The organism is Paenibacillus sp. FSL K6-0108, from assembly GCF_045040695.1.
GTDB lineage: Bacteria > Bacillota > Bacilli > Paenibacillales > Paenibacillaceae > Paenibacillus > Paenibacillus pabuli_B.
The window spans coordinates 1155175-1167012 of the sequence record NZ_CP150288.1 but is presented as its reverse complement, the minus strand read 5'-3'; the positions used below and the strand labels follow the sequence as shown (position 1 = coordinate 1167012).

General features: G+C 48.1%; 9 protein-coding genes. 4 read left to right on the top strand and 5 right to left on the bottom strand.

Features of this window, described 5'->3' with window-relative positions; genetic code table 11:
- Nucleotides 1–139: 139 nt before the first annotated feature.
- Nucleotides 140–2296 (top strand): alpha-amylase family glycosyl hydrolase, encoded by a 2157-nt coding sequence (locus MHB49_RS05455; protein ID WP_405155340.1) that lies wholly within the window; start codon nt 140–142, stop codon nt 2294–2296.
- Nucleotides 2297–2418: 122 nt separating this feature from the next.
- On the opposite strand, the gene MHB49_RS05450 is transcribed toward MHB49_RS05455, so the two are convergent.
- The 4 genes from MHB49_RS05450 to MHB49_RS05435 all read right to left on the bottom strand — a co-directional run bounded on the left by MHB49_RS05450 (nt 2419) and on the right by MHB49_RS05435 (nt 7422).
- A complete protein-coding gene (locus MHB49_RS05450) occupies nt 2419–3705 on the bottom strand; it encodes an MFS transporter (RefSeq protein WP_405155339.1) in 1287 nt (428 codons plus the stop codon).
- Nucleotides 3706–3851: 146 nt separating this feature from the next.
- On the bottom strand, nt 3852–4688 hold the full coding sequence (locus MHB49_RS05445) for a sugar ABC transporter permease (protein WP_405155338.1): 837 nt from the start codon (nt 4686–4688) through the stop codon (nt 3852–3854).
- Nucleotides 4685–6040, bottom strand: a complete 1356-nt coding sequence (locus MHB49_RS05440; protein WP_405155337.1) for a carbohydrate ABC transporter permease — start codon at nt 6038–6040, stop codon at nt 4685–4687. Before MHB49_RS05440 ends, MHB49_RS05445 begins: the two co-directional genes overlap by 4 nt.
- Before the next feature lie 95 nt (nt 6041–6135).
- The gene (locus MHB49_RS05435; protein ID WP_405155336.1) at nt 6136–7422 is read right to left on the bottom strand and encodes an extracellular solute-binding protein; all 1287 of its coding nucleotides are present in this window, start codon (nt 7420–7422) and stop codon (nt 6136–6138) included.
- A 458-nt stretch (nt 7423–7880) separates the two neighbouring features.
- Here MHB49_RS05435 and MHB49_RS05430 point away from each other — a divergent pair, with 458 nt between their 5' ends.
- Nucleotides 7881–8909 carry a LacI family DNA-binding transcriptional regulator gene (locus MHB49_RS05430; protein WP_405155335.1) on the top strand — a complete coding sequence of 343 codons (1029 nt, stop codon included), beginning with the start codon at nt 7881–7883 and terminating at the stop codon, nt 8907–8909.
- A gap of 128 nt (nt 8910–9037) precedes the next feature.
- On the opposite strand, the gene MHB49_RS05425 is transcribed toward MHB49_RS05430, so the two are convergent.
- Nucleotides 9038–9796 carry an SDR family oxidoreductase gene (locus tag MHB49_RS05425; protein ID WP_405155334.1) on the bottom strand — a complete coding sequence of 253 codons (759 nt, stop codon included), beginning with the start codon at nt 9794–9796 and terminating at the stop codon, nt 9038–9040.
- A 191-nt stretch (nt 9797–9987) separates the two neighbouring features.
- Between MHB49_RS05425 and MHB49_RS05420 the strand changes: the two genes are divergently transcribed.
- Both MHB49_RS05420 and MHB49_RS05415 read left to right on the top strand, forming a co-directional pair.
- The gene (locus MHB49_RS05420) at nt 9988–10596 is read left to right on the top strand and encodes a TetR/AcrR family transcriptional regulator (protein WP_405155333.1); all 609 of its coding nucleotides are present in this window, start codon (nt 9988–9990) and stop codon (nt 10594–10596) included.
- A 163-nt stretch (nt 10597–10759) separates the two neighbouring features.
- Nucleotides 10760–11800 (top strand): cupin domain-containing protein, encoded by a 1041-nt coding sequence (locus MHB49_RS05415; RefSeq protein WP_405155332.1) that lies wholly within the window; start codon nt 10760–10762, stop codon nt 11798–11800.
- The last annotated feature ends 38 nt before the right edge of the window (nt 11801–11838 follow it).

Below are 11838 nucleotides of genomic sequence, written 5' to 3'. Positions count from 1 at the left end.
GTAACTCCAGCAGGAGGTGCCGGGGTTGTTGGCATTCATAAGGAGGGGATATCGTTAAGAAAACCTGTCAACGCCTGAATTGAAAGCGCTTTTCTAATCAAGAAGGTACCACAAACAAATACACGAAGGGTGGATTACCATGTTTAATTGGACCAAGCGAATTATGCTCAGTACAACGCTGACCCTCAGCTTGCTGGCCGGAAGTGCACTGCCGTTTTTGCCATCGGCTTCCGTTTTTGCAGATGCGGATACAGCTGTAACCAACAAACAGAATTTCAGCACCGATGTCATTTATCAGGTGTTTACCGACCGATTCCTGGATGGCGATCCCTCGAATAATCCTACCGGGGGGGCCTCTGATTCCTCCTGTACCAACCTGAAGCTCTATTGCGGCGGCGACTGGCAAGGATTAATCAATAAGATCAATGACAACTATTTTACTGATCTGGGCATTACGGCACTCTGGATATCCCAGCCTGTCGAGAACATATACTCGCTGATCAACTACTCCGGTGTCAACAACACGGCCTATCACGGATACTGGGCACGTGACTTCAAGAAGACCAATCCGGCTTTCGGTACGATGGCTGATTTTCAGAACCTGATCGATACTGCCCATGCCAAGGGCATCAAAGTCATCATTGATTTTGCTCCCAACCATACCTCTCCTGCCATGGAAACCGACACCTCGTTTGCAGAGAATGGAAAGTTATACGATAATGGCACACTCGTCGGCGGATACACCAACGACACAAACAAATACTTCCACCACAATGGCGGCTCCGACTTCTCCACGCTGGAGAACGGCATCTACAAAAACCTCTATGATCTCGCTGACCTGAATCACAATAACAGCACCATTGACACCTACTTCAAGGATGCCATCAAGCTCTGGCTCGATATGGGCATTGACGGAATTCGTGTGGATGCGGTCAAGCATATGCCACTGGGCTGGCAAAAAAACTGGATGTCTTCCATCTACAGCCACATACCGGTATTCACCTTCGGTGAATGGTTCCTGGGTTCTTCGGCTTCGGACGCGGACAACACCAACTTTGCCAACCAATCCGGCATGAGCCTGCTCGACTTCCGTTTCAACAATGCAGTACGTAATGTGTTCCGTGATAACACATCCACGATGGTTGCCCTGGATTCCATGATCACCAGCACTGCCGCTGATTATGCCCATGTGAGTGACCAGGTGACTTTCATTGACAACCATGACATGGATCGATTCAAAACAAGTGCCGTTAACAACCGTCGGTTGGAACAAGCTCTTGCATTTACTCTTACTTCACGGGGCGTACCGGCCATCTATTATGGCACTGAGCAGTATATGACAGGTAACGGCGACCCGGACAATCGTGCCAAAATGCCTTCTTTCTCCAAAACAACGACCGCTTTTAACGTCATCAGCAAACTGGCACCATTACGCAAAACCAATCCAGCTATCGCTTACGGAACTACCCAGCAGCGCTGGATTAACGATGATGTGTATGTGTATGAACGTAAATTTGGCAATAATGTTGCCGTCGTAGCGGTTAACCGCAATCTTTCGAATTCCACTTCCATTAGCGGCCTTACTACATCGCTCCCTTCTGGAACTTACAACGATGTACTTGCAGGTGCGCTAAACGGTAATAACATTACCTCCACAGGAGGAAACGTCTCTGCCTTCACACTTGCTGCAGGAGCCACAGCGGTCTGGCAGTACACAGCCAATACCACAACGCCAACCATCGGACACGTGGGCCCAACCATGGGTAAAGCAGGCAATACGGTTACCATTGATGGTCGCGGATTTGGTACGACCAAAGGCACGGTCTATTTCGGTACAACCGCTGTGACGGGTTCAGCCATTACATCCTGGGAAGATACTCAGATCAAAGTGACCATCCCTGCTGTTGCCGCGGGCAACTATGCAGTTAAAGTCGCAGCCGGCGGAGTCAACAGCAACACTTATAACAATTTCACGATTCTTAGTGGCAATCAGGTTTCCGTTCGTTTTGTCATCAACAATGCATCCACCACGCTTGGTCAGAATCTCTATCTGACAGGTAATGTCGCGGAGCTGGGCAACTGGTCCACAGGCCCGCTCGCCATTGGTCCAGCGTTCAATCAGGTCATCTATTCCTATCCAACCTGGTACTATGATGTCAGCGTACCTGCCGGAACCAATCTGGAATTCAAGTTTTTCAAAAAGAACGGCTCTACCATTACGTGGGAAAATGGCAATAACCATACCTTCACCACACCGACTAGTGGAACCGCAACCGTTACAGTGGACTGGCAATAGTCATTCCTTCACTATCATTCAACCCGGAGTCAGATGCGACAAGCGTCCGCTCCGGGTTCTTTGAATATGCTCCTTCCTGTTCCTGTCTCTGCCTCTCCATCAATGGCTATCAATGGCTACGATTATGGATAGGTCCGAATGGATTTTAATCCTAATGATGCAATCACCCCTACTACCAGAAGCAACGCACCCAGACTCTCCAGCACGATTTGGACTCCCCACTGATCGGCCAAAACCGAAACGACCGTTAATCCCAGGATCGGGGCTGTACTTATAATGGTTCCGAGCACGCCGTAGATTCTTCCCTGCAGCTCATCAGGAACCTCGGCACGCATCATAATCTGGGTTAACATCGTACAGCATGCAAACATCGCTCCCCCGGCAATGATCAGCGGCAAGGCCAGCAGCGAAGAAGATACATTGGCTAACAGCATGTACAGTGGCCCAAGGACCAGTAATCCGATAAACACCCATCTCCCTCTTCGTTTCAGCCGGTTGCCTGAGGCAATCAGAATCCCGGAACCCAGCATGTACCCTAGTGGAATACACGTCTCGATCAGTCCGAACTGAACGGGATTCGCCTGCCATACCTTCACGGCCATAACCTGAACAAGCATGATGGCTGACATAAAGAAGAGAATCAGCAGCGGATTAAGGATAACGATGGAGCGAATCAGGGGATGTGCAAAGATGTAAGAAAATGAACCGCCCCACTCCTTGACGAACGATCCTCTATGCATGGAAGAGCGTTGTACATCCGGGAAACGTCCGGCCAACATCACACATATCGCAGACAATAAAAAGGTCACACCCGTAATCATAATAGCCGTAAACCCTCCAAATGCAGAAACCGCAATCCCCGCTGCGGCCAGTCCGCTGATCCGGGCAATATTATCGACCAGATGGATGGTTCCTGTAGCTTGCTGCAGATGCTCCCTCCCCACCAGACTGGTTACCGAAGCATGAAATGCAGGCGCCTGAAACAGGCTCGAAAACATTGAAAGGGAAAGCATGAGCAGTACGATTGGAAAAGGAGCATGCAGCACAAACAGACTCACTGCGATGATAAACGCCATGGCCCCGCGAAACAAATCCGACGACAACATCAGTTTTCTGCGATCCAGCCTGTCGGCAAACGTACCTGCAAATGATCCGAACAGAAAACTGACGACCATATTACACACCTGTACAGCTGCCATGTTCTTCGCACTTCCCGTGGTCTGCAATACCCACAGACTGATAGCAATGCCGTTGAAGCAATCACCAAATACGGAGATGCCGTAGCCGCACAATATTCTGCGATAAGCCACATTTCGCCAAAGCGCCCTGTTGGCCATTTTCACACTCTCCGCAGCAGTACTAGCTCCATTTGGTCCTAATTCCGGTTCCGGGGACTGTATCGTTCCCATCGGTTATTTCCTCCTCTTGTCATTCGAATCTCAAACAGCAGGCAGGCGCTTCCGAAGCAGTTCCAGCGATGAATGGAACCTCTCAGAAGCGCCTGATTGGTGGCCTGGGTATGTTCTACAGGCTATCTATGCAGTTAGGGTTCCCTTTATCCTTTGGAGGCGCCAGAGGTCAGCCCCTGCACAAGGAAACGCTGCAGGAATACAAACAACAACGTAATCGGAATGGCGATCAGTACGGCCCCGGCAGCAAACATCGTAAAATTGCTGTCCTGATAGCGGTTAACCAGATCCCACATGCCAACCGCAAGTGTCCAGTTCTCTTTTGTCCGAAGCACCAGCCGGGCAAAAATAAAGTCCATCCACGCACCCGTGAAGCTGGTTAGGGCTACATAGGTCAGCATCGGCCGGGACAATGGCAAAATGATACTGGTGAACACGCGCAGATGACTGGCGCCATCAATTCGTGCGGCTTCATCCAGACTGCGCGGAATGGTATCAAAGAACCCTTTGACAATAAATCCACCCAGCACAGCCCCGGACGAATAGACCAAAATCAACGCGGCATGGGTGTCCAGCAATTTGATCTGAAGCAAAATAATATAAATGGCAATCATGCTCATGAAGCTGGGGAACATCCCCAGAATTAGCATCGTGGATAGAATGGTCTTACGCCCGCGGAAACGGAAACGCGATAAGGCATACATGCCCAAAGTGACCATAAGCGTTGAGAAAATCATGGTGAAAAAGGCGATCTTCAACGTGTTCAGATACCACGTGCCATACATAAATGACGGGTTGGTAAACAGTTCCCCGTAATGCGCCAGCGTGAACGCTTCAGGCCACAGACGTTCACTGTACAGCGCCGCCCCTGGACGCAGCGACGAGAGAAATATCCACAAGACCGGATACACCGATACGATGGCAATGATGACGAGCAGCACATAACTGATCGTCAGACGCATGGGATTGTTGCGCTTTTTCATTGAATCATGTCCTCCTCCTTGAACGATTTGGAACGACGGAAATTCCAGATGGAGAACGACGCAATAATCAGGAAGATAATGATGCCAACCGCCGAAGCCATATTGAACTTGTTGTTATCCAACGTCAGTTTGTACAACCAGGTCACGAGAAGATCGGTTGATCCCGCATATTGATAATCGCCACGCAGCGGATTACCGTTCGTCAGCAGGAAGATGACATTGAAATTATTGAAATTCCCGGCAAATTGCATAATGAGCACCGGTGTTGTGGCGAACATGATAAAGGGAAGCGTAATGATGCGGAATTTCTGAAAGCTGGACGCACCGTCCACTTCTGCCGCTTCATACAAATCCCGTGGAATGGCCGTCAACACGCCCAGTATAAGCACCATGCTGACCGGAATTCCAATCCACATGTTGACAAGGACGACGGTAACTTTCGCCCAGAACGGATCAGTTAACCACGGTAACCCTTCAAGGCCAAAAGCCTTCATATACGTATTAATGGGGCCAAATTGCCCATTGAACAAATTACGCATCAGAAGCAGTGAGATAATCTGCGGAATGGCATAAGGAAGAATGAATATCGTCCGCCACACCTTTTTGAAACGAATGCCCTTCTGTTCGATGAGAAGCGCAACCAACACGCCTCCGAAATAGGTGGTGACTGTTGCCAGAATGGCCCAAATGACCGTCCACGTTAGTACACCAAAGAAGGTGTGGCTCCATGATTTAAGCTGAATCAGATCCGTGAACGTCTTGAAGCCCACCCAATCCACCAGCTTGGCGGGCGGAATATGATCCGGTGCCGAGTAGTTGGTGAAGGCCAACGTAATCGTAAATAAAATCGGCATAATCGTGAAAAACAGGATGCCGAGTGCAGGAATGGACAAGAAAAGATACGGGAATTGTTTATCGAGCAGATATCTCAGGGAAGCAGAGGCTCTGGAGGCCTGCTTTCCTTCCTCTCTTAATTTTCCCGTGAGGTACGCATCCCGGATATTGAAGATATACAGAAGAAGAAAAACGAAAAATACCAAAAGCACAATGATTCCGTTGAGCAGCAAAAAGATGGAGTGGTCCCCCTGCTGCAGCACCGTTGATCCATTCACTTTGACAAAACGCTGCGTTTGCTCGCCAAGTGTCCACACTCCCCATACGGCCTGATTCAAACGGGGAATCAGATAGGCAAGTCCCACTCCCTCCAGAATCAGAAAACAGATACCCTTGATCCATTGACGGTTATACAACTGTCCAAGTCCTTGCAGGACAATGGACAACACAGCCGCTGTCATGCGATGCTGTCTTTCTCTATTCGGCTTGACAGTGACTGGAACATGCTGCTGTTTCATTCTTTCCTACTCCTTCCCGGCAAGCGAAGTTACCGATCAGTTATAGCAGAATGCAGAGGACATGTTGGCTTCCTCTGCACCTGCTCTTTCCTTTATTATTGGACTGTTGCAAGGCTCTCCTTGATTTGTTTGACTGCGTTATCCAGAGAGGTTTTCACATCCTTGCCACCATCCCATATGTCGCTAATTGCCGCGCCGATGGGACCCCAGACGCTGTCCATGGCAGGAAGCGAAGGCATTGGCGTGGAGTTGTTGAATTGCTCAAGAAATGCCTTCGTAATTTCATCCCCCTGAACCTTCGGATCTGCCGCCACCTCTTTATTGGCCGGGAGCGTTCCGTTCATCTCAAAGTTGACCATCTGGGATTCCGCGCTGGAGAGATATGCTGCAAACAGCTTGGCAGCATTCGGATACGTTGTAAATGCATTGACGTAATACGCCTTGACTCCAGAGAAGGAAGTCATCGGATTGCCCTCAATCGAAGGAAGCGGGGCAACTCCAAAATCAATACCGGCATCGCGATAGTCGGTAATGGCCCACGGCCCGTTAATGTCCATGGCCAGTTTTCCGCTTGAAAACAGCCCTTTCTTGATGTCAAAGTTCACATCGCCCATCTTCACAGGCAGTATTTCTGATTTCAGCGTTTGCAGGAATTCACCGCCCTTGATGGCGCCCTCATTGTTAAGGCCGATATCCTCGCTGTTCATGCCTTCATCGCCAAAGATATATCCGCCCTGGGAAGCCAGATACGCAAAGTTGTAATAGAACTGCTGGAGCTCCCACATCAGAGTGTACTTGTTGTTTTTAGTGTCATTGAAGGTTTTGGCAAAGCTGATAATGTCCTCAAATGATTTCGGTGCTTCCGGATAAAGCTTTTTGTTGTAGAACATCGCATAGGTTTCCACGCTGTAGGGATAGCCGTATAAGATATCTTTGAATGTGACCGCTTTAAGGGCATTGTCACTGGTGGTTTCCGAGGTCCTTTGCTCAAAAATATCGTTCGGCAAGATCAGTCCGGCTTCTGAAGCGCTGCCAATCTTGTCATGTGGGAAAACGACTACATCCGCAGCCAATCCTGCGGGTCCGTCCGTTGTCAGCTTGGTGACCTGATCAGTAGGCGGCAATTCTTCGATTTTTACAGGAACGCCGTACTCCTCTTCAAATTTCTTCGCCCGCTCCTCAATAAAACTTCGCTGATTTTTATCCTCCCATATGACAAGGCTCGCGCCCTCTTCTGGCTGAATACTTTCCGCGGTCACTGTTGCTTCTCCAGTCTCACCGCTGTCTGTTGTGGTTGGCGCAGCTCCTCCACCTCCACTTGAACATGCGGTAAGTGTGAGTGCCATGAATCCTGCAAGTGCTGCTTGCTGCCATTTTCTCATTGAAATTCCCCCTTTTCGTAGTCATGATCGATGCTGTACTCGCGCTTTCTCCCGTTTTTCTGTGTATTGTCCCTGCATTCTGAAGTTCTGTGTATCATCTGCTTGAATATAGTACAAACGTTTGCTCAAATGAACAACAGAATGGTCCAATATGTATGTAATCGGGATGAATTTTCTTAGAAGTATGTTGATCCAAGTCATGTAAGCGCTATAATAACAATAACATCATACAACACCAAACTTTATTTGTACAAACGTTTGCACAAGTCGTTTTTGGTCATTTCCTTTCATTTTCGCGGCATATGTACCTGTAATTTCCGATTTCCTTGTTCTCCCGCCGTCTTCCTTTATTTCGCTGCCTCTTAGTTCACATGATGCAGTTAGCAATTGATTTATCAAAGTCTTTGAATTAACATAGGAGACATGTTTGAAACGCTTGTACAGAAGGGATTTTTCACATGATTACAATCAAAGATATTGCCAAATTGGCGGGTGTATCCCCTTCTACGGTCTCACGGGTTATTTCCAACCATCCCAGAATCAGTTCGGAAACGTCACTCAAAGTGAAGCAAATCATGAAAGAACTGAATTATCATCCAAATATGATGGCCAAAAGCCTTGTTTCCAAAACGACTCAAACCCTGGGTATCATGCTGCCCCGACCTGCTGAAGAGCTATTTCAGAACTACTTTTTTGGAGAATTGCTTCGGGGAATCATTACACATGCCACCCGCATGAATTATGAACTTCTTCTCTCCACCGAAACGTCTTCCACCGATGAATTGAATGCCATATCCCGCTTGGTACATGGGCGACGTGTGGATGGCATTTTGCTGCTTGGCTCCAAACGGGAAGATCCGATTATTTCGTTTTTGGAGGCGGAAAAGTTTCCATTTGTGCTGATCGGCCGCAGCGAAACGCATCCCGATGCACCGATGGTGGACAATAACAATGTACAGACGGCTTTCGATGCAACCACACATTTGATTGCCCAAGGGCATAAACGAATCGGATTTGTCAGTGGACCACCAGATTTGACGCTATCTCATGATCGCATGCAAGGATACAAAAATGCGCTTCAAGAAGCGGGTCTTGATGCTAACAACGATTGGATTGTGGAAGGAGAATTCCTGCAGGAAAGCGGCTTCCGGGCGATGTCCCTGTTCATGTCGCTGCCGGACAGGCCAACCGCCCTCGTTGTCATCGATGACAATGTTGCCTTCGGAGTACTCCGCGCTTTGGCTGAGCTCGGTTATCATGTTCCAGAAGATATAAGTGTCGTGAGCTTTAACAATATTGCCTTATCGGAACTTGCTTCGCCGCCGCTTAGCTCCATTGATATCGGAACGTATCAGCTGGGTTATACGGCGGTCCAGGTATTATTAAAAATTCTGAATGGTGAGCATCTGCCTCAAAATCCGGTTATTATCCCGCACCGCTTGATTGTTCGGGACTCGTCCCTCTTTACATTATCGGGGAATGCGTAGACATGCCTGTGCAAACGTTTGTCCAATTACCCTGAAGTGTCATATTCTCACCTGTTGTGAACATGCAAAGAAGCTCATACACGGGTATGAGCTCCTTTGCCAATTTTCAGTTATTGTACAAATCTCGATCAGTAGGAATTCCAGCCTGCATCAGCCTCGATCACGGTTCCGTTCACGAAGCTGGACTCGTCCGAGCCGAGGAACAGAGCTACCTTGGCGATCTCTTCACTTGTTCCTATGCGCGGATTAATGGCCATCCCCAGTTGTTGTCTGGACGCGCCGAATTGGCTTATACCTGACATGGAGGAACCAATATTCGTTGCTACGCCTCCCGGAGCAATTGCGTTGCAGCGAATGCCTTGCTCGGCGTACATAAATCCTGTATTTTTGGTGAATCCAACCACGGCATGCTTGGATGCCGTATATGCCGCTCCAGCACGACCACCATGCAATCCGCCTGCCGATGCAACGTTAAGGATGACGCCCTTTTGTTTCTCCAGGAAGATGGGGAGAACTTTGCGCGTTGTACGCATTACACTTGTAGTGTTCACGGCAAAAAGTCGCTCCCACTTATCATCCAGCACCTCTGCAGCCGGCTCCATGCCATCCATGATCCCAGCGTTGTTCACGAGAATGTCTACTGTTCCATATGTGCTGACCGTCGTATCGATCAGGTTCTGCACATCTTCTTCTTTTGCCACATTGGCCAGAATCAAAACTGCTTCTCCACCTTGGGCTTTGATCTCATTTACGACCGTCTGTGCCGATTCCTCGTTAATATCCGAAACAACCACCTTAGCGCCTTCCTGCGCGTACAGTGTTGCGATCGCTTTGCCCATACCTGAACCTGCACCTGTGACTACAGCCACTTTATCTTGAAGTCTCATAAGGTATCATCCTCCATGTATTCGTTTACAATAAGTTAACAAACAAATGTTCATTAACTCTTATTCTTAGTATAATAAGTCATAGCATTTCTGTTCAATCAGTAAAAGCTTGCCCAACTGTACGTTAATCAACACTTCTGCTTCAGAATGTACTTTATCTTAAAATTCCCATTTACGAGGAGTACCTGTATATGACCGAGCTTCCAAGTTTCATGGATCGAAGAATCAAGAAATCCAAAGCAGCGCTAAAGGATGCCCTCATCCAATTGATGCAAAAGCAGTCCTTTAAGGAAATATCCATTACCGACATCGTTCAGTTGGCAGACCTGAATCGCGGCACCTTTTACAGACACTATCAATACAAGGAAGACCTGTTCAATGAAATGATTGATGACGTGATCAAGGATCTGGTCTTCTCCTATCGCAAACCTTATCTGGATAAAGAAATATTTGAAGTAAGTCATATGCCCTCATCTGCAATCAAAATATTCGAACATGTGCATCAGCATGCACAATTTTACACTCTGGTTGTGAAGTCGGAGGCCTCCTCCAATTTTCAGCAAATGATCTGTGATGTTCTGCGTGACCTTGCTCTTCAGGACCTCAACGAAATATTTCCGTCCCACATCAATCGCGAGCTGCTGGCAAGTTATCAGTCCCATGCGATCTTTGGCATGGTTATTGAATGGATTCGGCAGGAATTCAAGCACAGTCCTGCATATATGGCAGATGAGTTATTTAAAATTATTAATTTCAAACCCGGCAATATGGTGGTCCAGTCTAATCTCAAGTCACCCTGATTACTGGATGAATAGATAGACAGACAGCCTGAATGAAAGTCTTCCTTTTGCCTCATATTAATCAGGAATCCATTGAATAGTTTCTTAAAATATGGGTAAAAGTAGTGAACGCCATATTTAACTATTTACATGTGTACTTCATATAATATGAGGAGGAATCATAATGACATCTTTCAAATATCGGCTTGAACAAAAAGAACCCCGTACGGGCCCGGGCGGCATTACCCGAGGCGCTTCTGTTCGGGATTTTCCCGCTTCCATTGGCATTGCAGGCGTATCCATGCGCTTGGAGCCAGGGGGCATGCGGGAATTACATTGGCATGCCAATGCCGCTGAGTGGGCCTATGTAATTAGCGGATCCTGTCGCACCACGGTCATTCATCCGGATGGACATGCGTACACCGATACATTCGAGCCGGGAGATGTGTGGTATTTTCCACGTGGTTACGGACACTCCATTCAGGGATTGGGACCGGATGAATGCCATTTTATTCTGATTTTTGATAATGGCGATTTCTCGGAAGATCATACGTTCAGCATTACCGATTTCCTGACACAAACTCCAGATCGTATCGTTGCACAAAATCTGGGTATCACCGAGGAACAGGCAGCGAAGCTGAATCAGGGAGAAGCTTATTTTGCCAAAGGGCCCGTACCGAATGATAGCTCCTCTTCCGGCACCTATCGCCGCAATTCGGAGCTGACGACCATACACCGATATCCACTGCTTGCTAAACAACCCAGACGAGCACCAGGGGGCGGAACCCAGCGCACGGTTACTGTGGAGGACTTTCCCATCTCCACAACGATGGCCGGATCATTGATTGAACTGCAGCCAGGCGCTTTGCGGGAGATGCACTGGCATCCCAATGCAGACGAATGGCAGTACTACATTAAGGGCCGTGCCGAAATGACGGTATTTCTCGCGGAAGGTCATGCGGTGACAGAGCAATTCGAAGCAGGAGACGTGGGCTATGCCCCGATGGGTGCTGGTCACTATATCAAAAATACGGGAGATGAGGTCTGCCATGTGTTAATTGGATTCAACAGCGGACACTATGAAGCTATTGATCTGAGTGAATGGATCGCAGGCAACCCCGATGATGTGCTGTCCACGAATCTGAAAATGTCCAAAGAAGAAGCCGGACAGCTTCCCAATGATACCCTTTTTATCGCACCGGATTCGAACAAGCTGAAGTCATAGTACAACTGCACCGAAACCTATTCAATATAGGTTGGGAT